The organism is Streptomyces sp. NPDC007084 (assembly GCF_040703595.1).
Lineage (GTDB): Bacteria > Actinomycetota > Actinomycetes > Streptomycetales > Streptomycetaceae > Streptomyces.
On sequence record NZ_JBEYFY010000016.1, the window covers coordinates 15,849 to 41,733 of the forward strand.

The window sequence follows — 25,885 nt, forward strand, 5'->3', positions numbered from 1 at the left end:
CTTCGCGAATGGTGGACATGTCTGACTTCGCTCTTGACTCCCATGCCCTGGGTTCGACGGCCTTCGCACTGTCACCGCTCCTTCATCTGGCAACACTGCTCTCCGAGGGGAATTCTTCCTCGAAGAGCCGGCTCCGCATCGCCGGTCCGGCGGCGCTACCGCGCCGCCGCCTCCTTCTGTCGCGCGCGGCTCTGCACGGCCTGCCACACCCGGAGTTCCTTGTACCGGACTGCATGACCCAGCGCGACGCCAAGAAGCCGCTCGCACGTGCCGGACCGCCCTGACGGCCAACGGCACCGTCGATGACGCCCACGGCGCATTCGCACGTCGGCACCTTCCGGCGGTCATGACTACCGACGCCGGCCGGGAAGCCAGTACTGCACTGATCGACGAATTCATGAATCGCCTGGCACCGCATCACGTGCCGCTCGGCGCGGATGTCTTGTCCAGCCTGCACGTTGTGCTCAGCGACCCGCCCGCGAGAGCCGCCCGGCTCGCCCAGGTATTGCAGCACCTGTACAACCGCATGAACACGCAACCGGCTCAGAACGCAGGCTTCGCAGCCCACTATGTGGCGGACCCAACCGTCAACGTGCAATGGCTCGTGTGGATCGTTCAGCAGTGGGGCTCCATCCCGAACCACGAGCGTTCACTCGTCGTTGCCGCCGCACATCGCCCCGACCTCGCCCAGAGCAGCGGACTGTCCGATCTGCTTGCCCAACATCTCCTGGAAACGGACGAAGCGGAACCGTGGCAGCACGCCGCAGCCCTCTGGAACACAATCACCCCGCAACGCCAAGCAGCCCTGCTCGTGGCCGCGAACGGTCGCTGCTCCGACCCCACTGATCAAGTAGCCCAAGCAGCACGAGACGTCCTCATGACGGCCCTCAGTACAGCTACTACCAACGAACTACCGGCGCTTCTCACCCTGATCTCGACGAGCCCGCAGGTTTCCCAGGCCATCTCCGACTACTTTGACGACGCAGTCGAGGCTCGCGAATGGGACGAGGCGCACGCAGTCCTCGTTACTGCCGCTTGCCCTGATTCTGCGTCCCTTTGGAAGGTCCTCCTTGCAGCCCTTTCGAAGGGCCAAGGCACGATCGAACGCGTAGGCCCGCTCATCGCGACGCTCCTCACAGACGCTCCCAACAGCGCTCCCGGCAATCTCGTGGACGAGATCGCTCCCATGCTCCGCGACGCGACCGTCAACACCGCCACCGCACTTGGCAATGCGGTTCAGCCCGTGCGCGAAGTCGCCACGGCACTGCGGCGCACACTGCACGGACACAGCAAGACATCTGCGGAGAAGGAACGGACAACTGCTTTTAAGCAGGCAGCAGGCATCCGATGAGGAGCATCGCCCTCTGGAAGACGCCATCGGGGTTCCACTGGTGCCGAGTCGGCTGACCGACGCGTGGCATCAGGCCGGGGGCGTGAAGAGAACCGCAGCACGGACCAACCCTTGGACGGGTTGTGACATCCCTCGTGCCTGAGCACGACCTAACACTGGAAGTCCATCCGGCGATTCCGGCGCGGGGTCCCGACCAGAAACTCGACATCCTGCCTCCCTACTTGCAACGTCCCCATGTGGAAGATCAGTTGCGTGAAGCAATGGTTGACGCCGAGGACGGCGGCCGATTGCTGATGCTCGTCGGCGCGGATCGTGGACAGGTAAGACCCGAGCCGCGGGGGAGGCGGTGTGTTCCTGGCTGTCGGACGGCTGGCGGCTGTGGCATCCGCTTACACCTGACCGGCCCACTGCCGTGCTGAAGGCGCTGCGTTCCGGCCGAGTGGCTCCACGCACCGTGATCTGGTTGAACGAGGCCCAGCTCTATCTTCGAGTCGGGCGAGTCCTGGGCGGACCTGCCGCGTGACTGCGCCCGCCGGGGGATGCGTGCCCCGGTCCTGGCGGTCGGCGACGGGGCCTTTGGCTTCTGGAAGGCCCTGGCCGAGGTCTTCCCCGCCTCCCGGCATCAGAAGTGCTGGGTGCACATAACGGCCAACGTGCTCACCGCCCTGCCGAAGTCGGCCCAGCCCAGCCCGGCGCGCGCAAGGCGCTTCAGGACATCGATAGCGCCGAGGACCGAGACCCTGCGGTCAAGACGATCTAGACCTTCGTCCAGCTCTACGGCGCGAAGTTCTTCAAGGCTGTCAAGAAGATCACCGACGACGAGGTCGAGCTGCTGGCCTTCTACGACTTCCCCGCCGAACACTGGATCCATCTGCGGACGATCAACCCGATCGAGTCCACGTGCGCCACCGTCCGCTTGCGTACGAAGGTCACTCGCGGAGCCGGCTCCCGCACCGCCGCCCTGGCGATGGTTTTCAAGCTCGTTGAGTCCGTCCAGCAGCGGTGGCGGGCCCTGAACGCACCCCACCTCGTCGCTCTTGTTCGTGTCGGGGCCCGCTTCGAACGCGGCCAACTGGTCGAGCGTCCCGCCACCGTCGCGGCATAGGGTCTGGTACACCATGACCGACCACCACACCTACGGCACCAGCACCCACACCGCCGACGAGCTGGTCCGGCTCGTCAGTGACTGCCTTGGGCTGGTCTTCGTCGAGCGCGACAGCGATTACCGGGGCGTCTACCACCTCGCCAGCAGCCCCAACGGACGGATCGAAATTCAGCCCAACCTGATCCCCGGCGACGACGGCGAAGACGACCTCTACGCTCCCGAACATCCGACGGCCCAGGTGCTGTTGCTCGCCGCCACGCCCGTTGTGGAACCCGCCCTGCAGACCCGCCTGGGCTCCATCGAAGGGCTCATCCACCTGAACCACGAGACCGTGTGAACAGCTACTGATCCCCCCGACACCAGCAAGTGCCCACAACCTTGGTGCTGCAGGGTTGCGCATGGTTCACGCTTCATCGCAGCTGATGCTGGACGGCAAAGAGGCAGAGCGTTTCTGTACCTCCAACACGTCATGGGCCGCGTCCCCCAGGCCGAGCAACAGGACGTGATCGTCTTGCGTCAGGCTTGCCACGTGGAAGAAGGCGACGGGTGCCTCTCGCTCGGGCAGCTCACCGTGGGTGTACCAGCGGATCCACGCATCCGACGAGATCCCCGTCTGCTCCTCCGCGGCATCAGCCATCCTGACGAAGCCTTCACTGCGGCGCACTATGCCCAGGAACACCCGCAACGCGTCCTTGTCGTACCAAAGGGCTTGCGCCGCGTTGAGGACCAGTCCCTTTTCTCCCCAGCAGCCTGGAAGGCATCGTCGGAGCCTGAGATCAGGGCCGCACTGCCGCGCAGAAGTGCCTCCTGGGGCGATTACTCAGAGCCAGTCTTTCCGCTTGAAGATGACGTACAGACTGGAACATACGACCGCCATCAGGAGGATCGCGAACGGATACCCGAGCACCCAGTGCAACTCCGGCATCCGATCGAAGTTCATCCCGTAGATCGTGCCGACCAGTGTCGGCGCGAACAAAATCGCCGCCCAGGACGAGATCTTCTTGATCTCCTCGTTCTGTTCGAAGCCCGCCTCCGCCAACGCCCGCATCTCCGCGTTCTGTTGCTGGGTCACCAGGGTCGCGTTGACCGTGAGGATGTCGGTGAGGGCCTGGCGGAAGCCGTCGACGCGTTCGCTGGTGTGGGTGACGTGGTCGGCGACGTCGCGCAGGTAGCGCTGGAGTTCGTCGTCCGTGCCGTACTTGGCGAAGCCGGCCATCAGGCCGTGCAGCATGCCCACCAGTGGCCGGGTGGCGCGCTGGAACTCGACCATCTCGCGGGAGAGTTCGTAGATACGGCGGGACACCGCCGGGTCGCCGCGGAAGACCTCCGTCTCGATCTCGTCGATGTCGTTCTGGACGCCGGACACCACCGGCACGTAGCCGTCGACCACCGAGTCGAGGATCGCGTACAGGACCGCCTCGGGGCCGAGCCGCAGCAGTTCGGGGCTGTCCTCCATGCGCCGGCGCACCGCCGACAGGTCCGGTGCCGCGCCGTGCCGGACCGTGATCACGAAGTCCGGTCCCACGAACACGTGCAGCTCGCCGAAGTCGACCTCCTCGACCGCGTCGAGATACCGGGCGGCACTCAGTACGACGAAGAGCGTCTCGCCGTACCGTTCCAGCTTCGGCCGCTGGTGTGCCTCCATCGCGTCCTCGACCGCCAGCGGGTGCAGGTCGAACTCCGCTGCCAGCGAGAGGAGTTCGGCCTCGGTCGGACGGGCGAGGCCGATCCACGCCATGCCGTCCGGCTGCTCGCGCAGCTCACGGAAGGTGTCCGCCAGCGACGCCGGGGTCGACACCCGCACCCCGTCGCGGTACAGCGCCGCCTGGACCACGCTGGCGACCTCGGCGGCGTCGGACGCGGGCTCCTCGGCGTCCGGCACCGCAGGCCGCGAAGGCGAGGGCGAGGGTGCCGTAAGAGCGCGGCGCCAGACCGACTTCCGCGTCTCCTTCGCCCCCTTGGCGCCCGAGGACGTCCGCGTCTCTTTCCCGCCGCCCAAGCTCCCCGAGGCCGTCGCCTCCGAGGCGTCGCCCGGGTTCTTCCGGCCCCGCCGGGCGCGCGGGTTCTCCGAGGCTGAGCGGGCGCGTCGCTCCGACATCGCGGCTGCCTCCAGGGTCGAACGTACGTCTGCGTGATCACTGGGCAGGATATACGGGGCAAACGTCCTCGGAGTGTCCGGCGGACAGAAGACCGGAGGAGGGAGGAGAGAAGGCCGGGGGAGTTGCGGACGGAAGGTGTCCGGGAGCGGCGCTAGCGTCGGACCATGACGAAGACGACCGCGACGGCCCCCGTGCTCGGCGCCCGCGCCCTCAACCGCGCGACCCTCGACCGTCAGCTCCTGCTGCGCCGCTCCCCGCTGTCCGCGACGGCCGCCGTCGAGCACCTTCTCGGCCTCCAGGCGCAGAACGTGAAGCCGCCGTACTACGCGCTCGCCGCCCGGCTGGAAGGCTTCCGGCCCGAGGAGTTGTCGGCCCCCATGGACGCGCGTGACGTCGTCCGGATCGTCACCCTGCGCTCCACCATCCACACGCACACCGCCCGGGACGCCCTCACCCTGCGCCCGCTGGTCCAGGCCGCCCGCGACCGGGAGCTGGGCCAGTTCCGCAAGGGGCTTGCCGGCGTCGACCTGGACCGGCTCGCCGCGATCAGCCGGGAGCTGGTGGAGGCCGAGCCGCGCACCATGAAGCAGCTCCGCGAGGCCCTGCTCGCCCAGTGGCCCGACGCCGACCCCTTCGCCCTCTCCGTCGCCGCCCGCTGCACCCTGCCGCTCGTACAGGTCACCCCGCGCGGGCTCTGGGGGCGCGGCGGCCAGGTCGCGCTCACCACCGTCGAACACTGGACGGGCCGCCCCGCCGAGCCCGCCCCGGCGCCCGACGCGGTCTTCCCGCGCTATCTCGCCGCCTTCGGGCCCGCCTCGGTCAAGGACATGCAGACCTGGGCCGGTCTGACCCGGCTCCGTGAGGTCTTCGAGCGGCTGCGGCCCGAGCTGCTGGTGTTCCGCGACGAGAACGGAGTCGAACTCTTCGACCTCCCCGACGCCCCGCGCCCGGACGCCGGCACTCCGGCTCCGCCGCGCTTCCTGCCCGAGTTCGACAATCTGCTGCTCTCCCACGCCGACCGCTCCCGGGTCGTACCGCCTGACCTCAAGGGGCGTACCTGGCGGGGCAACCAGGCCTATCGCACTCTCCTCGTCGACGGCTTCCTCTCCGGTCTGTGGCGGCTGGACGAGGACGCGCTCGTGGTCGAACTCTTCGGCCGGCCGGCCAAGGGGCAGCGGGCGGAGATCGTCGCGGAGGGGGAGCGGATGCTCACGGCGATGCACCCGGGGGAGGGACACGAGGTCCGCTTCGGGACGGTCGCGCGGCCTTGACGCCGGTGATGTGCGCGCACCCACCACCGGCGGTGTGCACGCGGGCTTCACCGGTGGTGTGCACGCGGGCCTGACCGGCGGTGTGAAGGGCCGGGCGGGTACTCGCCCAACAGCCCCGCCCCGCCGGTGACTTGCCGTAAGTCACGTTCCTCGTCGGCGCCGTGCGCCCGCCTCCGGCGGGCCGGCCTTGGATGGGGAGCGTTGCGGGCCGCTCGTGGAGGCCCGCAACGCCCCCCGGCTTCTACCTGAGGGGTACTCAGGAAGCTTCAGAGGACTACGAGTTGACCTGCTCGGTGACCAGGCTGGAGAACGTGGTCAGCCGGGTGTAGACGCCCGGATGGCCGGCCTCCGCGCAGCCCTCGCCCCAGGACGTGATACCGGCCAGCACCCCGCCGATGAGCAGCGGGCCCCCGCTGTCGCCCTGGCAGGTGTCGACGCCTCCGGAGCTGTAGCCGGCGCAGACCATGTCGGTGGCCACGTAGTGGGAGCCGTAGGAGCCCGCGCAGCTCGCGTCCGAGACGATCGGTACGGTCGCGGTGCGCAGTTGGTTGGAGGAGCCGCCGTTCTCCGAGGTGGTGCCCCAGCCGACGATGCGGGCCGAGGCGCCGGTGGCGTACACGCCGGTGTCCGAGGGGGAGACATAGGGCGCCGTCGCGTAGGACATCGGCGTCGAGAGGGTCAGGACGGCCACGTCGTCGCCGTTGGTCGCGTCCGTGTAGTCGGGGTTGATCCAGATCTTGCCGACCTTGCTGACGGTGCCGTCCGTGCCGTCGAGGTACGTTCTGCCGCCCACGACGCGGACGCTGCCGGTGGACTCGCCCACCACACAGTGCGCGGCGGTCACGACCTTGTCGGCGGCGACCAGCGTGCCGCCGCAGAACTGGTTCTCGGAGGCGTCGGTGATCTGCATCATGAAGGGATAGGCGCTTGTGGTGGTGGTCGTACCTCCGACGATGGGCTGGGGTTCGGCCACGGCGGACGGGGCGCCGAGCAGCACGGTCGCGGCTGCGGCGGCGGTCGCCGCGCAGCCCGCGGCGGTCTTCTTGGCACGGTCGAGCCCGGACATGGGTCTCCTTGAAATGAGCCGGTGGGGGGACGCACGGGTGTGGGGGGTGAGTCACGGCGCTCCTGGCGGGGGAGCCGTGGGACCCGGGCGAGCGGCACGGCCACACGCTAGGGCGTGCGGTCACTCTTCCCCAAGAAGGGAAGGCCCTCGTGGGGTCGGCGGAGGGAAAACCCTAGGCCGGACCGGGTGGGGTTTGACCCGCGTGGCGTCCGGTTGGTCCCGGCCCCGGCCGTGCGTACGGCGTCTCCGGGCGCGGCGCGTGCGTCGGGCGGGCTCCGGGCGCGGCCCGTGCGTACGGCGTCTCCGGGCGCGGCCCGTGTGTCGGGCGGGCTACGGGCGAGGCCCCGGCGTCTACCGGCCCAGGCCCGTGCGCTGGGCGTCATCCGGCCCGGGCCCGTGCGCCGGGCGTCATCCGGGCCGTCACCCCGCGTTCGGCGTCCACCGGGCCGTCACCCGGCGTTCGGCGTCCACCGGGCCGTCACCCCGCGTCCGGCGTCCACCGAGCCGGCCGTGCGTCCGGCGTCCACCGGTTCACCCGAAGGGAGCATCCGAGGGGTCCGTGGTGCGGCGGACGGCGGTCGGGAAAACCGCTCAGTCGGCCCTGCGCCCCGCCGCCAACCGGACGATGTCGACCCGCGACCGGATGCCCAGCTTCCGGTAGACCCGGGTGAGCGTCGCCTCCACCGTCTTGACGCTGATGAACAGCCGCCCGGCGATCTCGCGGTTGGTGGCGCCCTCCATGACGAGGGCGGCCACCTGCCGCTCGGTCGTGGCGAGGGTGTCCAGCGCGGCCGGGGCGAGGGCCGGCGCGGGCGGGATGTGCGCGGCTGCGGCCGACTCCGCCTGCCGCAGCCAGGGCAGCGCCCGGCAGCGGCGGAACAGCCGGGCGGCCTCCTCGTAGGCGGCGGGCGCGGCGGAGCCGCCCGTACGGGCGGAACCGGGGGCGAGGGTACGGAGTCCCGCGAGGGCGTACGCGGCGCGGGCCTCCTCCAGGCCGTGGCCGAGCTTGCCGAGCCGGTCCTGCGCCGAGGCCAACTGCCGCTCCGCCGGGCCGTGTTCGCCGCGCGCGGCCCGGACCAGGGCCTCGGCGCGGTCGAGTACGGCGAGGACGCTCTCACGTTCCAGCCGCAGCGCGCGCCGCCGCGTCACGTCGATGACGTCCTGGGCCTCCGCGAGTTCCCCGATCCGCGCCAGCGCCTCGGCGAGGTCCCCGTGCCAGCGTCCGCGCGCCGGGTCCACGACGCCGAGCCCCTCCTCCAACTCCCGTACGCGGCGCAGGGAACGGACGCACGAGGGGGCGTCCCCGGCGACGAGCTGTGCGTGTCCGAGGGCGCCGAGGGCGCGGGAGAGGTAGACCAGGTCGCCGTCCTCCTCGGCCCGGTCCACGGCCTCCCGCGCGAGCGACAGGGCCCGGTCCACGTCGCCGCCCGCCGCCTCCGTGAGCGAGGTGAGCATCGCCGTGGCCGCCTCGCCGATGCCCGTGTCGCGGGCCAGCCGCAGGCTCTCCCGGGACAGGTCGAGGGCCCGGCCGCAGTGCCCGGCGCGCAGTTCGGTCTCGGCGAGCCCGCGCAGGAAGTGCAGTTCGCTCTCGACCATGCCGCGCCGCCGCGCTTCGCGCAGCAGCGCCGTGATGGCCGTACGGGCCTCGGCGAGCCGGTCGCCCATCACCAGCCAGCGGAAGCGGACGGCACCGGCGCCGTTGTGGTCGCAGGCCACCCGGGGGTCCTGCGGCTCGCGCATCGCCCGCTGGATGGTCGCGGGCGCGTCCGGGTGGCCCATCAGGGTCTCCATCTGTGCCTGGAAGCCGAGCGCGAGGAGTTCGGTGCGCCGGTCCCCGGCGCGGGCCGCGAGCCGTGCCGCGTGGGCCGCCTCCTCGCGGGCCTTGTCCATCTCGCCGTCCATCAGCAGGGCGCGCCAGGCGAGCTGGTAGCGGACGAGGGCGACCAGGCCGGGGTCGTCGCCGGCGTCCGCGAGGGCCTGCGGGAAGACCGCGTCGATCTCGGCCATGGCCTGCCCGGCGGAGTCCACCACGACCATCCAGGCCCGCACCCGGTCGGCGGGGGCGGTGGCCCGGGCCAGCACCTGCCGGGCGATGTCCCGGGCGAGGTCCGTCTCGCCCGCGGTCAGCGCGTCCTCGGCCGCCTGCAGCCGGCGCTCGTCCGGGCCGGGCCGGGTGTCCGCCGGTGTGTGCCGGGCGGCGAGCAGTCCGAGTCCGACCGCGACCGAGGGGGCGCCCCGCTCCCGGGCCGCGGTCGCCGCCTCCCCGAGCCGGGCGGCCACCGCCGGATCGGTGCCGGTGGTGGACAGGGCGAGGTGCCGGGCCCGTTCGATCGGGTCGGAGGCCGCGCCGGACAGGGCGGCGTGCGCGGCGCGGCGCTCCTGGGCGCCCGCCTCCGCGTACAGCGCGGCCGAGACGAGGGGGTGCGCGAAACGGATGCCCGGCGTCTCGCGTTCGGTGGCGAGCAGTCCGAGCGCGGCGGCGGAGGCGGTCTCGGCCTCGGCGTTCACCCGGCCCGCCGCGTGCAGCAGGGCCAGGGTCGGGCGGGCCCCGGCACTCGCGACGAGCAGGGTGCGGCGGGCCTCGGGGGAGAGCATCTCCAGGCGGCTGAGGACGAGCGCGCGCAGCGATGTCGGCACCGGCAGCGGTTCACCGGGGCTCGGCGGGGTGGGGGACTCGGCGAGGGCCCGGCCGAGTTCGAGGGCGAAGAGCGGGTTGCCGCCGCTGGTGCGGTGGATGTCGCGGACGGTGGAGCGGGACAGGCCCGGGTAGCCGCGCCGGCCGAGGAGTTCGGTCACCTGGGCGAGGGAGAGCGGGGTGACCCGCACGGCCAGGGTGTCCGGCGGGGAGGCGCGTATGTAACGGTCGTGCTCCTGGGCCTGCGGTTCGGTGTCCGTACGGACCGCGCAGAGCATCCGGACCGGCATGCCGCCGAGCCGGCGGGCGGCGAAGCCGAGCAGTTCGGCGCTGGCCGGGTCGAGCCACTGGAGGTCGTCGGCGACGATCAGTACCGGGCCGCGCTCGGCCAGCGCGCGGAACGCGGAGAGCACCGCGAGCCGCAGCGCCAGCCCGTCGCGCTGGAGGGTGGACTCGCCGCGCCCGGTGAGCGCCGATTCCAGGGCGGTGCGCTGCGGGGCGGGCAGCCGGTCGGCGATCTCGTCGACGACCAGACCGAGGAGATCGGCCAGCGCGAGGAAGGGGAGATGGGATTCGGACTCGGTGGACGAGCAGCGCAACACGGTCCGGGCCGATTCGGCATATTCGGCGGCCAGTGCCCGCAGGACCGTCGACTTTCCTATTCCGGCGGGGCCGTGCACGAGCACACTGCCGCCGCCGGAGAGCTGCTCGCGGGCCCCCGTGAGGAGGTCCTCCCGCCCGATGACCAGGTCGGGGCGCGGCCTCGCAGGCTCCTGGAAGTCCCCTCGCACGGTCACCGCTCCCCTCGTGTGTCGTGTTCGGGCCAATGTTAGGCAATGTCTCTTTGAATTTCGGACAGTTGACATGGTGAGGGAAATAACAGCGGCTACGCATAACTCATTTCAAAGCGCCGCGGATTGAATAGGGCTCCTCGATGAGGTCTCGATGAGGACTCGGGGAGGTCCCGTAGAGGCGTCCGGGAGGCATCGGGCAGGCGGTCCGGCTCACGGCAGCAGCCCCGCCCGGCGCGCCGCGACGACCGCCTCCAGCCGGGTGTGCGCGCCCAGTTTGCGCATCGCCGAGCGCAGATACCCCTTCACCGTCTCCGGTCTGACCCCCAGCCGGGCGGCCGCGACCGCGTTCGTCGCACCGGCGGCCACACACGCGAGGACGTCCAGCTCGCGGGGCGTGAGCCCCACCTCTCGCCGGCCCTGCTCCTCGGCCGGAGCCGCCGCGTCGGCCAGCCTGCCGCACACGGCGAGCAGTTCGGCCCGCAGCCGCGGATCGGCGACCCGCGGGGCCAGCGCCCGCAGCGCCCCGTGCGCCTCCCGCACCTCCTCCCACCGCGCACCGCCGGCGCCCCGGTCCCCGTCCGCCCCGGCACCGGACGGGCGGACGACCCCGAGCAGCGCCCGCGCCTCGTCCCGGACCACCAGCGCCTGCTCCACGTCCCGGGCCGCCGCCACGGCCGCCCCGAGGGTGCGGTCGCCCAGCGGCTGCGGCGAGCGCAGGGCCCCGTACAGCACCCCGCGCACCCGCCGCCGTACCACCACCGGAACCGCGAGGACGGAACACAGTCCCTCCGTCGCCACCGCCAGGTCGTACTCGTGGCTGATCTGCCGGGACGCCGGGTAGTCGCTCACCGCGCAGGGCCGCGCGAGGGCCACCGCCTTGCCGCCCAGACCGTTGCCCGAACAGACTCCGAGCGCGCTCAGCGCCGCCGTCGCCGTACCGCTCAGCTCGCTGATGCGCACCAGCCGGCCACCCGGATCGACCAGTCCGCCGAAGGCCACGGGCAGCCCCGTCGCGCGGCGCAGCCGCACCAGCGCGGCCCGCACCTCCACCGCCTCGGCTGTGTCTGCTGCCACCTGCTCGCCCCTTCATCGCGGCGCACCCCCCGTTCGGGGGTGGTGAGACCTGCATCACGGAATACACGATGGTAGGCGGCGGTCCGGCAACGAGGAGGAAACATGACGGCGACGACCGGCGCGACGGAGGAGTTCCGCGCCGCGCGGGACTTCCTGCTGAAGCACCGCACGGACTACGAGAGGGCCTACGCGGGTTTCCGCTGGCCCCGCCCGGACCGGTTCAACTGGGCCCTTGACTGGTTCGACGTCATCGCGCGCGGCAACGACCGCACCGCCCTGCACATCGTCGAGGAGAACGGCGAGCGCGTCGAGGTCTCCTTCGCCGCGATGGCCGAGCGCTCAGACCGGGTCGCCAACTGGCTCCGCGACCAGGGCGTACGTCCCGAGGACCGCGTCCTCGTCATGCTCGGCAACCAGGTCGAGCTGTGGGAGACCGCCCTCGCCGCGATGAAGCTGCGGGCCGTCGTCATCCCCGCCACCCCGCTCCTCGGCCCCGTCGACCTGCGCGACCGGATCGAGCGCGGCCGGGTCCGGCACGTGATCGTCCGCGCCGAGGACGCCGGCAAGTTCGACGCCGTACCCGGCCGCTACACGCGGATCACGGTCGGCGGCACCCACCCCGGCTGGCAGTCCTACGAGGACACGGCGGGCGCCGGCGCCGTCTTCGAGCCCGACGGGCCCACCCACGCCGACGATCCGCTGATGCTCTACTTCACCTCGGGCACCACCGCCCGGCCCAAGCTGGTCGAGCACACCCACGTCTCGTATCCGATCGGCCACCTGTCGACCATGTACTGGATCGGGCTCCGACCCGGCGACGTGCACCTGAACATCTCCTCGCCGGGCTGGGCCAAGCACGCCTGGTCGAACCTGTTCGCCCCGTGGAACGCGGAGGCGACCGTCTTCCTGCACAACTACACCCGCTTCGACGCCGGCCGCCTGATGGCGGAGATGGACCGCGCCGGTGTCACCACCTTCTGCGCCCCGCCGACCGTGTGGCGGATGCTCATCCAGGCCGACCTGACCCAGCTCCGCACCCCGCCGCGTGAGGTCGTCGCCGCGGGCGAGCCGCTGAACCCCGAGGTCATCGAGCAGGTCCGGCGCTCCTGGGGTGTCACCGTCCGGGACGGCTTCGGCCAGACGGAGACCGCCGTCCAGGTGTCCAACAGCCCCGGCCAGCCCCTGAAGTCCGGCTCCATGGGCCGGCCCAGCCCCGGCTTCCGCGTCGAACTCCTCGACCCGGTGTCCGGCGCGCCCGGGGCCGCCGAGGGCGAGATCTCCCTCGACCTGTCCGAACACCCCGTGGGCGTGATGACCGGCTACCACGGCGAACCCGACCGTACGGCCGAGTCGATGGCCGGCGGCTACTACCGCACCGGCGACATCGGCTCCCGCGACGCCGACGGCTACATCACCTACGTCGGCCGCGCCGACGACGTGTTCAAGGCCTCCGACTACAAGATCTCCCCGTTCGAGCTGGAGAGCGCGCTCCTGGAGCACGAGGCGGTCGCCGAGGCCGCCGTCGTCCCGGCCCCCGACGAACTGCGCCTCGCCGTCCCGAAGGCGTACATCGTGCTCGCCGCCGGGTACGAGCCGGGGCCCGACACCGCCAAGGTGCTCTTCGAGCACGCCCGTTCGGTCCTCGCGCCCTACAAGCGCATCCGCCGCCTGGAGTTCGGCGAGCTGCCCAAGACCGTCTCCGGCAAGATCCGCCGGATCGAGCTGCGCGAGGCCACGGCCGCCGGGTCGGACACCGAGTACCGCGAGGAGGACTTCCGGTGAGCGAGCCGTCGTACACCCACGGGACGAGCGGCACCCCGCTGCTCGGCGACACGATCGGCGCCAACCTGGACCGGGCGATCGCCGCCTGGCCGGACCGCGAGGCACTGGTCGACGTTCCGTCCGGGCGCCGCTGGACGTACGCCGAGTTCGGCGCCGCCGTGGACGAATTGGCGTGCGCGCTGCTCGCCAGCGGCGTCGCCAAGGGTGACCGGGTGGGCATCTGGGCCGTCAACTGCCCCGAGTGGGTGCTCGTCCAGTACGCCACCGCCCGGATCGGCGCGGTCATGGTGAACATCAACCCGGCCTACCGCACCCACGAGGTCGAGTACGTCCTCGGGCAGGCCGGGGTCTCCCTGCTGTTCGCCTCCCTCAGCCACAAGGGCAGCGACTACCGGGCCATGGTCGAGGAAGTGCGGGGCCGGTGCCCGCGGCTGAGGGAGACCGTCTACATCCAGGACCCCGGCTGGGACGCCCTGCTCGGGCGCGGCACACCGGAACTCGCGGAGGAACTGCGGTCCCGCGCGGCCGAGTTGTCCTGCGACGACCCGATCAACATCCAGTACACCTCGGGCACCACGGGCTTCCCCAAGGGGGCCACCCTCTCCCACCACAACATCCTCAACAACGGCTATTTCGTCGGGGAGTCGATCGACTACTCGGAGCGGGACCGGGTCTGTGTCCCGGTTCCGTTCTACCACTGCTTCGGCATGGTGATGGGGAATCTGGCCGCCACCTCGCACGGCGCGTGCATCGTCATCCCGGCCCCGTCGTTCGACCCGGCGGCGACCCTGGAGGCCGTCCAGCGGGAGCGCTGCACCTCGCTCTACGGCGTCCCCACCATGTTCATCGCGGAGCTGAACCTCCCCGATTTCGCCACGTACGACCTGTCCACCCTGCGCACCGGCATCATGGCGGGCTCGCCCTGCCCGGTCGAGGTGATGAAACGGGTGGTCGCCGAGATGCACATGGCGGAGGTGTCCATCTGCTATGGCATGACCGAGACCTCGCCGGTCTCCCTGCAGACCCGCCGGGACGACGACCTGGAGCACCGCACCGGCACGGTCGGCCGGGTCCTGCCGCACCTGGAGGTCACGGTCGTCGGCCCGGACGGCGTGACCGTGCCGCGCGGCACCGCCGGAGAGCTGTGCACCCGCGGCTACAGCGTCATGCTCGGCTACTGGGAGGAGCCCGAACGGACCGCCGAGGCCGTCGACAGCGGACGCTGGATGCACACCGGGGACCTCGCGACGATGCGTGAGGACGGGTACGTCGAGATCGTCGGCCGCATCAAGGACATGATCATCCGGGGCGGCGAGAACATCTACCCGCGCGAGATCGAGGAGTTCCTGTACGCCCATCCGAAGATCGCCGACGTCCAGGTGGTCGGCGTCCCGCACGAGCGCTACGGCGAGGAGGTGCTCGCGTGCGTCATCCCGCGCGACCCGGCGGAGCCGCTCACGCTGGAGGAACTGCGGTCCTTCTGCGAGGGCCGGCTCGCGCACTACAAGATCCCCAGCCGGCTGCGGGTCCTGGACTCCTTCCCGATGACGGTGTCCGGCAAGGTGCGCAAGATCGAACTGCGGGAGACGTACGCGGAGTAGGACCCGGCGTGCCGGGGGCGTCCGGGGCGGCCGCTCGCTCCGCCGGGGTCAGCCGGCGGCGGCGATCAGGTCGTCCGCCGGGCCGTTCACCGGCTGCGGGGTGCCCGTGAGGTCGAGGACGAACAGCGGGATGCCGAGGGCGTCGGCGCGGGCGAGGGTGTCCTCGGCGTAGCCCGCCAGGGAGAAGTACACGCAGCTCGCCGACTCCGTCATCGCCGTCAGCCACAGGCACTCCACGTCGCGCGGCGAGGCGGGGCACACGGTGGGGTCCACCTGCGCCAGGATGCCGCGCGCGGCGAGCCCGATCCCCGAGGTGGGCCGCTGGTCGGCGCGCCGGACGTCGGGGTAGCCGAGCCAGCGCAGATACAACGCGGCGGCGGTGACCACGTCCCGAGCGGTCCGAATCCCCACCCCGCGAAACCCCGCACGCCCCCGGCCCCCGACACCGGGCCCGCCTCCAACACCCAGCCCCCGCCCGGACGTCCCGCCGACCCCGGCATCCGGGGTCCCACCCGTCCCGGCGCCCGGTGTCCCGCCGGTCTTGTCGTCCCCGGGTGCGGTGTCCGGCGTCCCGCTGGTCGCGGTGTCCGGGGTCCCACGTGTCCCGAGGCGCGGTGTCTCGCCGGTCCGACCGTCCCTGGCCCCGCCCGGCGCGATGCCCGGCGTGCCGCCGCTCCTGGTATCCGGGGTCCCACCTGTCCCGGCGCCCGGTGTCTCGCCGGTCTTGTCGTCCCCGGGTGCGGTGTCCGGCGTCCCGCTGGTCGCGGTGTCCGGGGTCCCACGTGTCCCGAGGTCCGGTGTCTCGCCGGTCCGACCGTCCCCGGCCCCGTCCGGCGCGATGCCGGGTGTCCCGTCGGTCCCGGCGCCCCGGGGCCCGCCGGTCCCGAGGCCCGGTGTCCCGTCGGTCCTGCCGTCCCCGGCCTCGCCCGGCGCGATGCCGGGCGTCCCGTCGGTCCTGCCGCCCCTGGCCGGAGGCCTGGTTCCCTCGCCTCCGCCGAGGCGGGGCTCCCCGCCTCCCCCGAGGCCGTGTCCCGCGCCGCCGTCCCGATTGTCGGGCTCGGGGACGCCCGCGGCCCGATGACCCCGCCCGGCACCCTCCGGCCCCCCGGGGAAAGGGAGAGCCCCGGCCGCCCGGACGGGGATCCGCAGCATGGTTCCGCAGTCGCACCCCAGCTCCGGCCGAGGCCACTGCGTCTCCCGAGCGCACGTGGCACAGCGGACGGCGACCCACTCGTCGTCCCACGCGCGCACGGTCACCACGGAGGGCTCCGCGAGGACGTCGAGCGGCGGTGCCACCGGCGTCCCGCACACACAGGGATAGATCTGCGCCGCGTAGAGGTGCTCGCGGCGGCAGGCCGGGCACCGCACCGGCACGCTCTCGGCCATGGCCCACTCCAGGACGTCAACGTCGGGTCAGCGCGTCCATCGTCCTCCTGCCGGGCCGCGTTCGGCAGCGAAACGGCCCGACGGCCCACGCCAGGACCCGCCCCGTGGGCCGACCCTTGACGCTCTCCCCGGCGCCGCCTACATTGCTTCCAGATAGTAGAAGTTAGTTTCCGCAATACGGAATCTAAAGCTCTCCGCGGGGCGCGACGGGAGCGGGAGAATCCGACATCCGAAGCAGGAGAACTCCATGGCTCGTATGACCGCTGCCCGCGCGGCAGTCGAGATCCTCAAGCGCGAGGGCGTCAGCACCGCGTTCGGCGTCCCGGGTGCGGCGATCAACCCCTTCTACGCCGCGCTCAAGGCGTCCGGCGGCATCAGCCACACCCTCGCCCGGCACGTCGAGGGCGCCTCCCACATGGCCGAGGGCTACACCCGCACGCACCCGGGCAACATCGGTGTCTGCATCGGCACTTCGGGCCCCGCGGGCACCGACATGATCACCGGCCTGTACTCCGCGACCGGCGACTCGATCCCGATCCTGTGCATCACCGGCCAGGCGCCGACCGCGGTGATCCACAAGGAGGACTTCCAGGCCGTCGACATCGCCTCGATCGCCAAGCCCGTCACGAAGATGGCGGTCACCGTGCTGGAGGCCGCGCAGGTCCCCGGCGTCTTCCAGCAGGCGTTCCACCTGATGCGCTCCGGGCGCCCCGGGCCGGTCCTGATCGACCTGCCCATCGACGTCCAGCTCGCCGAGATCGAGTTCGACCCCGACACGTACGAGCCGCTCCAGACGTACAAGCCGGCCGCGACCCGCGCCCAGATCGAGAAGGCGATCGGGCTCCTGAACGCCTCCGAGCGCCCGCTGATCGTCGCCGGCGGCGGTGTCATCAACGCCGACGCCGCCGAACTCCTGGTGGAATTCGCGGAGTTGACCGGCACCCCGGTCGTCCCGACGCTCATGGGCTGGGGTGTCCTGCCCGACGACCACGAGCTGAACGCCGGCATGGTGGGCCTGCAGACCTCGCACCGCTACGGCAACGCGACCTTCCTGGAGTCCGACTTCGTCCTCGGCATCGGCAACCGCTGGGCCAACCGCCACACCGGCAAGCTGGACGTCTACACGGCCGGCCGCACCTTCGTGCACGTCGACATCGAGTCCACCCAGATCGGCAAGATCTTCGCCCCCGAGTACGGCATCGCCTCCGACGCCAAGGCCGCCCTGGAGCTGTTCGTCCAGGTGGCACGGGAGTTGAAGGCGGCCGGCGAGCTGCCCGACCGCTCCGCCTGGGCGGCCTCCGCGCAGGAGAAGCGGGCCACGCTCCAGCGCCGTACGCACTTCGACGACATCCCGATCAAGCCGCAGCGCGTCTACGAGGAGATGAACAAGGCCTTCGGACCGGAGACCCGGTACGTCTCCACCATCGGCCTCTCGCAGATCGCCGGCGCCCAGATGCTGCACGTCTACCGGCCGCGCCACTGGATCAACTGCGGCCAGGCGGGCCCCCTCGGCTGGACGATCCCGGCCGCCCTCGGCGTCGCCAAGGCCGACCCGGACGCACAGGTCGTCGCCCTCTCCGGCGACTACGACTTCCAGTTCATGATCGAGGAGCTGGCCGTCGGCGCCCAGCACCGGATCCCGTACGTCCATGTCCTCGTGAACAACGCCTACTTGGGCCTGATCCGGCAGGCGCAGCTCGGCCTGGACATCAACTTCCAGGTCAACCTGGAGTTTGAGAACATCAACTCCCCCGAGCTGGGCGTCTACGGCGTCGACCACGTCAAGGTCGTGGAGGGGCTCGGCTGCAAGGCGATCCGCGTCACCGACCCGAGCGAACTCGGCGCCGCCTTCGAGCAGGCCAAGAAGCTCGCCGCCGAGTTCCAGGTCCCCGTCGTGGTCGAGGCGATCCTGGAGCGCGTCACCAACATCGCCATGAGCAAGACCAACGACATCGGCGCCGTCGTGGAGTTCGAGGAGGTCGCCACCGAGCCGGGCCACACGCCCACCTCGATCCGGACCCTCAAGGTCTGACGCGACGCGGGCGACGCCGCGCGCGCGACCCGGCACCCGCCCGGGCGCGGGACGCGGGACGCCGGAGACGAGACGCGGGACGCGGGACAGGGGGCGGTCCATCCGGGGGATGGGCCGCCCCCGCGCGTTGTTCCCAGGAGCGGACCGTTCCGTCATGCTCGGCCCATGCGGATGACCGTCCCCACCCCCCTCGGCGACATCGCCGTGCGCTGTCTCGCGGAGCCCGTCGGGCCCACCCGGCCGCACCGGGCCACCGACCGGTCCAAGGCCCCGGCGCTGCTCCTGCTGCACGCCAACCCGGGCGACGGCCGCGACTTCGACGCCGTGCTGCCCGCCCTCGCGGACCGGCACCGCACCTACGTGATCGACTGGCCCGGCTACGGCGGCTCCACCGCGCGCGACCCCGAACGGGTCACCCCCGAAGGGCTGGTGGACGTCGCCGGACGGGTGCTCGACGCGCTCGCCGAGCGGCACGGAGTGCACCGGATCGCCGTCCTCGGCAACAGCGTCGGCGGCTATGTCGCCTGCCGCCTCGCCCAGCGCCCGCGCGCCGCCACGGTCACCGCGCTCGTCCTGGTCGCCCCCGCGGGCTTCACCCGGCACACCGCGCTCACCCGCTGGTTCTGCCGCGAGGTGATGGGCCGCCCCGCCCGCGCCCGCCGGCTCGTCGTCCCGCTGGCCCGCGCCTACCTCGGCCGCCTCGGCACCCCCAGCGCGCGCGAGACGTACGCCCGCACTCGTCAACTTCCCTATGACGAGCGGCGACTGGCCGTGCACTGCGCCATCTGGCGCGGCCTCGCCGACCCGGACCTCGCGCTCACCGACCCGGACCTCGCGCTCACCGGCCGGGACGGAGGCCTCACCGGGCCCGCCGGTCCGGCCGGCCTCGACCTGCCGGTCCTGCTGCTGTGGGGGAGCCGTGACCCGGTCGTCCCCGCGTTCCTCGACGGCCGCCGCGCCCGGCGCGCGCTTCCCGCCGACCGGACGTCGAGCGTGCTGCTGCCGACCGGCCATGAGCCGTACAACGAACGTCCCGGGCTCTTCCTGCGGCACGTCCTGCCGTTCCTGGACGACCCCGCGGCCGCCGGCCCGGCCCCCGTCAGGAGCCCCGGCCGCCTCCGCAGCCGGTGACAGGACAGCGGGCGGCACACGGAAACGGCAGCGCGACGGTCCCGGCCCCAGGCCCGACCGCCGCGCCACCGTTCACGGTGCTTCCCCCGTACCCCCGTACCCCCGTACCCCCGTGACCCCGTTCCCCCGTACCTTCGTGCGGGACCCGCCGCCCCCGTGTCGGCGGGCCCCATGTGCCGAGAATGTGCCTCATCCGGCGGCAGGTGAAGCCCCCGGCGCCGTGTTCAGAGCTTGATTTGAGGGTTCCGTAGGGCGGCTACGCCCGTTTGCGTATGTCCGTGGCCCGTTTGTCGCCCGCTTCGGCGCCCGGGGGGCCGGGCGTGGCCGGCTCACTGCCCGGGGACCTCGTCCTCCGGGTGCTCGGAAAGGCCGGGCCAGTCGTCGGGGCCGCCGCCCAGCCACTCGATGATGTCCGTCTTCTCGACCTCGATCGCGTCGAGGTCCACGTCCGCCTGGCGCAGGATCTCGACCACGTCGTCCAGGTGGTACGCGATGCCGAGTACCCGGTCGCCCTCGGTGACCCGCCGCGAGCCGTCCAGGCCGGGCGGGTGCACCACGGTCCGGGGAAAGTCCATGCCGTCAGCCTCCATGCTCCCAGGCTGCTGCGCCCGGCCGCATTCCGCACCCGGAGGTCCCGCCCCGGACGCGTCCCGCCCCGGACGCGTCCCGCCCGGCTCCGCGCGCCCGGCTCCGCGCGTCCGGCACCGTGCGTCCGGCTCCGCGTACACGGCCGGGCGCCGGATACGGAGTCGTCCGTACCCGGCGCCCGGCCGGTGAGCTGTGAGCTGTGTGATTGTTGCCGCCCGACGGCGCGAGGCTGGGCGCGACAGGACGTTCGCGCCGCCGGACGGAGCTGGGGGCCCGTAGGGGCCGGTGGGACGGGTGGGGCTGGGACCGCGGCGGATGCGACGGAACCGTGACGCCTCTTCCCTCAGGTCGAGAAGAGGGTCCCGGGACCTTGACCACCGCACTGGCTCGTATGCCGCCGCGGTCCTGGCCTCGCCCGCGGATCGTCCTGCGGCCACCCCTCATCCGGGCCGCACGGGTCTCCGCGGGCTACGCGCACTGCTCTGACCTCCCGTCAGAAGCGGTGCGCGAGCTGGTGGTTCAGTCCTCGCGCAGGGCGCGGACCGCCTCCTCCACGCGCTTGCCGTACTCCGGGTCGGCGGCGTGGAAGTGGGCGAGGTTCTTCTCGACGACATCGTCGAGGGAGACCTGTGCGAGGCCCCCGGCGATGTTCGCCACCAGCCGGGAGCGCTCGTCGGCCGACATCAGCCGGTACAGCTCGCCCGCCTGGAAGAAGTCGTCGTCCTTGGTGTGCAGCGGGGCCTCGTGGGTGCCCGTGTGACCGTGCACGGCGTACGGCGCCGACAGCGGGCGGCCGGTCTCGGCCGGGCCCCCGTAGGAGTTCGGCTCGTAGTTCCGCTCGCCGCGGCCCTGCCCGTTGGTGGCCATGAGACCGTCACGGCCGTAGTTCCGCGCGACCGTGGCCTTCGGCGCGTTCACGGCGAGCTGCGTGTGGTTGACGCCGAGGCGGTAGCGGTGCGCGTCCGCGTAGGCGAACAGGCGGCCCTGGAGCATCTTGTCGGGGGAGGGGCCGATGCCCGGAACGAAGTTGTTCGGGGAGAACGCGGCCTGCTCGACCTCGGCGAAGACGTTGTCCGGGTTGCGGTCCAGGACCAGCCGGCCCACCCGCTGGAGCGGATAGTCCCGGTGCGGCCACACCTTGGTGAGGTCGAACGGGTTGAAGCGGTAGTCGGCCGCCTCGGCCGCCGGCATGAGCTGCACGTACAGCGTCCAGGACGGGTTGACGCCGCGCTCGATGGCCTGGAGCAGGTCCGTCTGGTGCGAGTTGGGGTCCTTGCCCGCCAACTCCCGCGCCTGCTCGGTGGAGAGGCTGCGGACACCCTGGTTGGTCTTGAAGTGGTACTTGACGAAGAAGGCCTCGCCCTCGGCGTTCGTCCACTGGTAGGTGTGCGAGCCGTAGCCGTTCATGTGCCGGTACGAGGCCGGGATGCCCCGGTCGCCCATCAGCCAGGTCACCTGGTGGGTGGCCTCGGGGGAGTGTGCCCAGAAATCCCAGACGTTGTCCGGCTCCTGCCTGCCGGTGAACGGGTCGCGCTTCTGGGAGTGGATGAAGTCGGGGAACTTGATGGGGTCCTTGATGAAGAAGACCGGGGTGTTGTTGCCGACGAGGTCGTAGTTGCCCTCCTCTGTGTAGAACTTCACCGCGAAGCCGCGCGGGTCGCGGACCGCGTCGGCGCCGCCGAGGTTGTCGGCGACGGTCGAGAAGCGCAGGAAGACCTCGGTGCGCTTGCCCACGGTGTCCAGGAAGTCGGCGTGCGTGAAGCCGGTGACGTCGTCCGTGACCTCGAAGTAGCCGTAGGCGCCGGAGCCGCGGGCGTGCACCACACGCTCCGGGATGCGCTCACGGTTGAAGCGGGCGAGCTTCTCCAGGAGGTGCTGGTCCTGGAGCAGGAGCGGGCCGCCAACGCCGGCGGTGGCGGAGTTCTGGTTGTCGGCGACCGGGGCGCCGGACTCGGTCGTGAGCACGCGCTTCGACATCGTGGACCTTCCGTACGTGTGGGCAGCGGGGTCAGCGGAAACCTTCTTCCGCTATGTGGACCACTCCGCTTCGTGGAGCCTAGGTTCGGGGCGAACAGGACGTCAACAGTTTGTTGAAGAGATCCGGGCCGCGGTGACGCCTGGGCGCGACAGGACAGGTGTCGGCGCCACCGCGGGCCGGAGGTTCGAGGAACCCGGCGGGTCAGAGCCGGGCGCCGGACAGGCGCTCGACCGCGCGCAGCAGCGCGGAGTGGTCCAGGCCGCCGTCGCCCTGCGCGCGCAGACTGGCGACGAGCTGGGCGACCACGGCGCCGACGGGCAGCGCGGCGCCGACAGTGCGGGCGGCGTCCGTGACGATGCCCATGTCCTTGTGGTGCAGGTCGATGCGGAAGCCCGGCTTGAAGTCGCGGTTGAGGAAGTTGTCCTTCTTGCGCGCCAGCACGGTGGAGCCCGCGAGCCCGCCGCCGAGGACGTCGAGCGCGGCCTTCAGGTCGACGCCGGACTTCTCCAGGAAGACCACGGCCTCGGCGCACGCCTGGATGTTCACGGCGACGATGAGCTGGTTGGCGGCCTTCACGGTCTGGCCCGAGCCGTGCGGGCCGCACAGCACGATGGTCTTGCCCAGCGCCTCGAAGATGGGCTCCGCCGCCTCGAAGTCGGCCTGCTCGCCGCCGACCATGATGGACAGCACGGCCTCGATCGCGCCGGCCTCGCCTCCGGACACCGGGGCGTCCAGGACGCGGATGCCCTTGTCCTTCGCGGCCTTCGCGAGGTCAACCGAGGTCTGCGGGGTGATCGAGGACATGTCGATCAGCAGGGCGCCGGACCGCGCGTTCTCCAGGATGCCGTCGGCGCCGTACGCGATGGCCTCGACCTGCGGGGAGGCGGGCACCATCGTGATCACCACGTCGGCGTCCCGGACCGCCTCGGCGATCGATCCCGCGGCGGTGCCGCCGGCGGCGGACAGGCGGTCCAGCTTGTCCTTCTCCAGCGTGAAGCCGGTGACGTCGTACCCGGCCTTGATCAGGTTCTCCGACATGGGCGAGCCCATGATGCCGAGACCGATCCAGGCGATCCGGGGCAAATTGGTGTTGCTCATGAGGGTGCCTCTCTGGAATCTCTGCTGCTCTGTTGCTCTGCTGTTCTGTTGCTCTGCTGTTCCGTTGCGTCGATCTCTGCTGTGTCGTGGGGCTGCCGCTCAGCGGGCGGCGCGGGCGGCGGCGGGCAGCCAGTCGAAGGCCTCCGCGCTCGGCCGGTCGCCCGGCTTGTACTCCAGGCCGACGAATCCCTCGTAACCGGCCTTGGCGAGCTGGTCGAGGAGTTCCTCCAGCGGGAGGGTGCCGGTGCCCGGGGCGCCGCGGCCGGGGTTGTCGGCGATCTGCACATGGCCGGTCCGGTCGGCGTACGCGGCGATCACCTGCGGCAGGTCCTCGCCGTTCATGGACAGGTGGTAGAGGTCCATGAGGAACTTGGCGTTGCCCAGTCCCGTCGCCTCGTTGACCTTGTCGACGACGCCGATGCCGGCCGGGGCGCTCACCAGCGGATAGCGCGGCGACTCCGGCTGGTTGAGCGTCTCGATCAGCAGGATCGCGCCGATCCGGTCGGCGGCGCGGGCCGCGAGGACCAGGTTCTCCAGCGCGAGCGCGTCCTGCTCGGCCGGGTCCACGCCCTCGACCCGGTTGCCGTACAGCGCGTTGAGCGCCGTGCAGCCGAGCGAGGCGGCGAAGTCGGCGGCCACGTCGATGTTGGCGCGGAACCGCTCCGACTCCTCGCCGGGGAGCGACAGGGCGCCCCGGTCCGGTCCCGGCAACCGCCCGGCGTAGAAGTTGAGTCCGGTGAGCCGGACGCCCGCGTCCTCGATCGCCTTCCTCAGGGCGTCGAGTTCGGACTGCTCGGGGGTGGGGGAGTCGACCCAGGGCCACCACAGCTCGACCGCGGTGAAGCCCGCCGCGGCGGCGGCCGCGGGGCGCTCCAGGAGCGGGAGTTCCGTGAAGAGGATCGACAGGTTGACGTTGAAGCGCTGGTCGGCGAATCCCATGGGGGTCGGCGCTCCCTTCCGTACTGGCGGCCGTGCTGTCGGCCGGGGCCGGCGGTTCCGCAGGGCCTCCGCGATCGCTGATCCCCGGAGATTTCGGGATTCCGTATTGCGGAAGTTCGTTTCTGCTTAATGGAAGATTGCCGCCGGGTGTCGGACCTTGTCAAGGGGGTGCCGCCGGAAAGCCGTCCCGCTCCGGAGGGGGCTGCCGGGCCGGCGGCTCCGCGCAGTAGGTTGAGCCCGTGCGATTGAGAGTGGAGTTCACGACCGAGCCCTTCGACCTCGACGAGGCGCCCCGGCACGCGCTGGTCGCCCGCGAGGTCATCGAGGCGGCCGACCTGGAGGCCGTGGACGTCGGCCCGTTCGGCAACACCGCGGAAGGCGGCGCGGACTCCGTGCTGACCGCCGTCGACGCGCTGCTGCGCAGAACCCTGGAGGCCGGCGCCACCCGCGTCTCGCTCCAGGTCAACGTCGTGAGTGCCGCCGGGGAGGGCGATAAGTGACCGGTATCGGGGACGACCCCTTCGTCACGGCGGTCAAGCCGCTGGTCGACGCGATGGGGGGCGAGATGCTGCCGCCCGAGCAGGCCGGCGCCGACGACGTCGTGCTGTCCTGGGAGGGCGCCGACGTCGTCGCCGTGCGCCTGCCCCAGCTCGCCGACTCGCTCGACCACATCCTCGCCGCCCTGGAACGCAAGCAGGGCAAGCCGCTCGCCGACCTCGACCGCCGCGCCAAGCAGGAGGTCGTACGGATACTGGAGGCGCGCGGCGCCTTCTCGGTGCGCCACGGAGTGGAGACCGTCGCGGGCGCGCTGGGCGTCAGCCGCTTCACCGTCTACAACTACCTGAACCGCGAGAAGGACGCCTGACCAGCGCGGATACCCCTGAGGGAGGCGGAGTTCGGGCCGCCGCCGGCTGCCGCCGTCCGGAACGTCCGGGCGGCGGTTTTTGTTACCCCAAGTTTTCAACAAAGTGTTGACGTGGTGTTTCCGAGAGCGTTAGCTATCCCGCAGCCCGTCCAGCACAAGGCCACGGAGGCTTCCCGTGACGTCGAGTACGACACCTGGCGGCCTCGCCCGGTTCAACGCACTGGAGGAGCACGCGGCCCGCGCCGCCCTCCACGAGGCATGCGCCTCCCGGGCATGGGCCGCGCGACTGCTCGCCGGCCGCCCGTACGCCACCGCCGACGACCTCTACACCGCGAGCGACGCCGCCATGGCCGAGCTGACCGAAGCGGACCTGGCCGAGGCGATGGCCGGGCACCCGCCCATCGGGCGGCCGAAGCCCGGCGACCCCACCTCCTCCCGGGAGCAGCGCGGCATGGCCGGCGCCTCCGCGGAACTCAGGGAGGAGATGCTCGAACTGAACCTGACCTACCAGGAGAAGTTCGGCCACGTCTTCCTCATCTGCGCCACCGGCCGGACCGGCGAGCAGATGCGGGACGCGGTCAAGGAGCGGATCGGCAACTCCGCCGCCCGGGAACGCGAGATCGTCCGCGTCGAACTGGGGAAGATCAACCGCATCCGGCTCGGCAATCTCGTAGAGGAAGAAGAGGCATGAGCACCGACACCACCGCCTCCGTGTCCACGCACATCCTGGACACCAGCGTCGGCCGCCCCGCCGAGGGCGTCGCCGTCCGGCTCGCCGCCCGCGCCGGGCGCGAGGCCGCCTGGCAGGCGCTCGGCGGCTCCGCCACCGACGCGGACGGCCGGTGCAAGGATCTTCCGGCCCTGCCGGAGGGCACGACCCACGTACGGCTCGACTTCGAGGTCGAGGCGTACTTCGAGCCGGAACCAGCGACACAGCAAGCCGATGCGCAGCAGGACGCCCCCGCGAATCGGGACAGCGAGACGTTCTTCCCCGAGGTGGCCATCACCTTCGCCGTCAGGCCGGGCGAGCACTACCACGTACCGCTGCTGCTCAACCCGTTCGGCTACTCCGTTTACCGAGGGAGCTAGC

19 protein-coding genes and 4 pseudogenes are annotated in these 25,885 nt (G+C 71.7%); 12 read left to right on the plus strand and 11 right to left on the minus strand.

The features are described from left to right. Positions 1 to 346: 346 nt before the first annotated feature. The 3 genes and pseudogenes from AB0912_RS16005 to AB0912_RS16015 all read left to right on the plus strand — a co-directional run bounded on the left by AB0912_RS16005 (position 347) and on the right by AB0912_RS16015 (position 2,793). Entirely contained in the window at positions 347 to 1,351 is a 1,005-nt protein-coding gene (locus AB0912_RS16005) for a hypothetical protein (protein ID WP_366699931.1), read from the plus strand. Between the two features lie 488 nt (positions 1,352 to 1,839). After that, positions 1,840 to 2,456: pseudogene (locus AB0912_RS16010) on the plus strand (transposase); the annotation flags it as partial. 13 nt (positions 2,457 to 2,469) lie between these two features. Continuing rightward, positions 2,470 to 2,793: a hypothetical protein gene (locus AB0912_RS16015; RefSeq protein WP_366699933.1), complete on the plus strand. Its 324-nt coding sequence runs from the start codon at positions 2,470 to 2,472 to the stop codon at positions 2,791 to 2,793. A gap of 66 nt (positions 2,794 to 2,859) precedes the next feature. On the opposite strand, the gene AB0912_RS16020 is transcribed toward AB0912_RS16015, so the two are convergent. After that, positions 2,860 to 3,135, minus strand: coding sequence for a hypothetical protein (locus AB0912_RS16020; protein WP_366699935.1), 276 nt, complete (start codon positions 3,133 to 3,135; stop codon positions 2,860 to 2,862). A 141-nt stretch (positions 3,136 to 3,276) separates the two neighbouring features. Next, positions 3,277 to 4,338 (minus strand): magnesium and cobalt transport protein CorA, encoded by a 1,062-nt coding sequence (locus AB0912_RS16025; RefSeq protein ID WP_366699937.1) that lies wholly within the window; start codon positions 4,336 to 4,338, stop codon positions 3,277 to 3,279. 381 nt (positions 4,339 to 4,719) lie between these two features. On the opposite strand from AB0912_RS16025, the gene AB0912_RS16030 reads away from it, so the two are divergent. Then, positions 4,720 to 5,826 carry a winged helix DNA-binding domain-containing protein gene (locus AB0912_RS16030; protein ID WP_366699939.1) on the plus strand — a complete coding sequence of 369 codons (1,107 nt, stop codon included), beginning with the start codon at positions 4,720 to 4,722 and terminating at the stop codon, positions 5,824 to 5,826. 274 nt (positions 5,827 to 6,100) lie between these two features. Here the strand turns inward: AB0912_RS16030 and AB0912_RS16035 are convergent, their stop codons facing one another. From AB0912_RS16035 to AB0912_RS16045, 3 genes are all read right to left on the minus strand, one after another. Then, entirely contained in the window at positions 6,101 to 6,892 is a 792-nt protein-coding gene (locus tag AB0912_RS16035; protein WP_366699941.1) for a serine protease, read from the minus strand. Between the two features lie 591 nt (positions 6,893 to 7,483). Next, the gene (locus tag AB0912_RS16040; protein WP_366699944.1) at positions 7,484 to 10,324 is read right to left on the minus strand and encodes a LuxR family transcriptional regulator; all 2,841 of its coding nucleotides are present in this window, start codon (positions 10,322 to 10,324) and stop codon (positions 7,484 to 7,486) included. Positions 10,325 to 10,531: 207 nt separating this feature from the next. Then, positions 10,532 to 11,395 (minus strand): helix-turn-helix transcriptional regulator, encoded by an 864-nt coding sequence (locus AB0912_RS16045; RefSeq protein WP_366699946.1) that lies wholly within the window; start codon positions 11,393 to 11,395, stop codon positions 10,532 to 10,534. Between the two features lie 102 nt (positions 11,396 to 11,497). On the opposite strand from AB0912_RS16045, the gene AB0912_RS16050 reads away from it, so the two are divergent. Both AB0912_RS16050 and AB0912_RS16055 read left to right on the plus strand, forming a co-directional pair. Further along, positions 11,498 to 13,177 carry an AMP-binding protein gene (locus tag AB0912_RS16050; RefSeq protein WP_366699948.1) on the plus strand — a complete coding sequence of 560 codons (1,680 nt, stop codon included), beginning with the start codon at positions 11,498 to 11,500 and terminating at the stop codon, positions 13,175 to 13,177. Further along, positions 13,174 to 14,778, plus strand: coding sequence for an AMP-binding protein (locus tag AB0912_RS16055; protein WP_366699950.1), 1,605 nt, complete (start codon positions 13,174 to 13,176; stop codon positions 14,776 to 14,778). Before AB0912_RS16050 ends, AB0912_RS16055 begins: the two co-directional genes overlap by 4 nt. 48 nt (positions 14,779 to 14,826) lie before the next feature. Here AB0912_RS16055 and AB0912_RS16060 read toward each other — a convergent pair. Further along, positions 14,827 to 15,198 (minus strand): annotated as a pseudogene (locus AB0912_RS16060) (hypothetical protein); the annotation flags it as partial. 714 nt (positions 15,199 to 15,912) lie between these two features. Beyond that, positions 15,913 to 16,164: pseudogene (locus AB0912_RS16065) on the minus strand (hypothetical protein); the annotation flags it as partial. Between the two features lie 247 nt (positions 16,165 to 16,411). On the opposite strand from AB0912_RS16065, the gene gcl reads away from it, so the two are divergent. Beyond that, positions 16,412 to 18,196: a glyoxylate carboligase gene (gcl, locus tag AB0912_RS16070; RefSeq protein ID WP_366699952.1), complete on the plus strand. Its 1,785-nt coding sequence runs from the start codon at positions 16,412 to 16,414 to the stop codon at positions 18,194 to 18,196. Between the two features lie 165 nt (positions 18,197 to 18,361). After that, positions 18,362 to 19,327, plus strand: coding sequence for an alpha/beta fold hydrolase (locus AB0912_RS16075; protein ID WP_366699954.1), 966 nt, complete (start codon positions 18,362 to 18,364; stop codon positions 19,325 to 19,327). A 329-nt stretch (positions 19,328 to 19,656) separates the two neighbouring features. Here AB0912_RS16075 and AB0912_RS16080 read toward each other — a convergent pair whose 3' ends face one another. The 4 genes and pseudogenes from AB0912_RS16080 to AB0912_RS16095 all read right to left on the minus strand — a co-directional run bounded on the left by AB0912_RS16080 (position 19,657) and on the right by AB0912_RS16095 (position 23,930). Further along, positions 19,657 to 19,902 carry a hypothetical protein gene (locus AB0912_RS16080; RefSeq protein ID WP_366699956.1) on the minus strand — a complete coding sequence of 82 codons (246 nt, stop codon included), beginning with the start codon at positions 19,900 to 19,902 and terminating at the stop codon, positions 19,657 to 19,659. A 532-nt stretch (positions 19,903 to 20,434) separates the two neighbouring features. Continuing rightward, a complete protein-coding gene (locus AB0912_RS16085) occupies positions 20,435 to 21,892 on the minus strand; it encodes a catalase (protein ID WP_366699958.1) in 1,458 nt (485 codons plus the stop codon). Positions 21,893 to 22,094: 202 nt separating this feature from the next. Continuing rightward, positions 22,095 to 23,033 (minus strand): annotated as a pseudogene (locus tag AB0912_RS16090) (2-hydroxy-3-oxopropionate reductase); the annotation flags it as partial. Positions 23,034 to 23,090: 57 nt separating this feature from the next. Further along, on the minus strand, positions 23,091 to 23,930 hold the full coding sequence (locus AB0912_RS16095; protein ID WP_366699960.1) for a TIM barrel protein: 840 nt from the start codon (positions 23,928 to 23,930) through the stop codon (positions 23,091 to 23,093). A 239-nt stretch (positions 23,931 to 24,169) separates the two neighbouring features. Between AB0912_RS16095 and AB0912_RS16100 the strand changes: the two genes are divergently transcribed. The 4 genes from AB0912_RS16100 to uraH all read left to right on the plus strand — a co-directional run bounded on the left by AB0912_RS16100 (position 24,170) and on the right by uraH (position 25,884). Beyond that, a complete protein-coding gene (locus tag AB0912_RS16100) occupies positions 24,170 to 24,430 on the plus strand; it encodes a hypothetical protein (protein WP_366699962.1) in 261 nt (86 codons plus the stop codon). Beyond that, positions 24,427 to 24,795 carry a helix-turn-helix domain-containing protein gene (locus tag AB0912_RS16105; protein WP_365558863.1) on the plus strand — a complete coding sequence of 123 codons (369 nt, stop codon included), beginning with the start codon at positions 24,427 to 24,429 and terminating at the stop codon, positions 24,793 to 24,795. The genes AB0912_RS16100 and AB0912_RS16105 overlap by 4 nt, the downstream gene beginning before the upstream one ends. Positions 24,796 to 24,970: 175 nt before the next feature. Further along, on the plus strand, positions 24,971 to 25,486 hold the full coding sequence (uraD, locus tag AB0912_RS16110; RefSeq protein WP_366699964.1) for a 2-oxo-4-hydroxy-4-carboxy-5-ureidoimidazoline decarboxylase: 516 nt from the start codon (positions 24,971 to 24,973) through the stop codon (positions 25,484 to 25,486). Beyond that, the gene (gene uraH, locus AB0912_RS16115) at positions 25,483 to 25,884 is read left to right on the plus strand and encodes a hydroxyisourate hydrolase (protein WP_366699966.1); all 402 of its coding nucleotides are present in this window, start codon (positions 25,483 to 25,485) and stop codon (positions 25,882 to 25,884) included. The genes uraD and uraH overlap by 4 nt, the downstream gene beginning before the upstream one ends. Position 25,885 lies beyond the last annotated feature (1 nt).

Coding starts and splice junctions, on each gene's coding strand:
- AB0912_RS16005 (WP_366699931.1), top strand. CDS start 347: ATGACTACCGACGCCGGCCGGGAAGCCAGTACTGCACTGATCGACGAA.
- AB0912_RS16015 (WP_366699933.1), top strand. CDS start 2,470: ATGACCGACCACCACACCTACGGCACCAGCACCCACACCGCCGACGAG.
- AB0912_RS16030 (WP_366699939.1), top strand. CDS start 4,720: ATGACGAAGACGACCGCGACGGCCCCCGTGCTCGGCGCCCGCGCCCTC.
- AB0912_RS16035 (WP_366699941.1), bottom strand. CDS start 6,892: ATGTCCGGGCTCGACCGTGCCAAGAAGACCGCCGCGGGCTGCGCGGCG.
- AB0912_RS16050 (WP_366699948.1), top strand. CDS start 11,498: ATGACGGCGACGACCGGCGCGACGGAGGAGTTCCGCGCCGCGCGGGAC.
- gcl (WP_366699952.1), top strand. CDS start 16,412: ATGGCTCGTATGACCGCTGCCCGCGCGGCAGTCGAGATCCTCAAGCGC.
- AB0912_RS16075 (WP_366699954.1), top strand. CDS start 18,362: ATGCGGATGACCGTCCCCACCCCCCTCGGCGACATCGCCGTGCGCTGT.
- AB0912_RS16080 (WP_366699956.1), bottom strand. CDS start 19,902: ATGGACTTTCCCCGGACCGTGGTGCACCCGCCCGGCCTGGACGGCTCG.
- AB0912_RS16085 (WP_366699958.1), bottom strand. CDS start 21,892: ATGTCGAAGCGCGTGCTCACGACCGAGTCCGGCGCCCCGGTCGCCGAC.
- AB0912_RS16095 (WP_366699960.1), bottom strand. CDS start 23,930: ATGGGATTCGCCGACCAGCGCTTCAACGTCAACCTGTCGATCCTCTTC.
- uraH (WP_366699966.1), top strand. CDS start 25,483: ATGAGCACCGACACCACCGCCTCCGTGTCCACGCACATCCTGGACACC.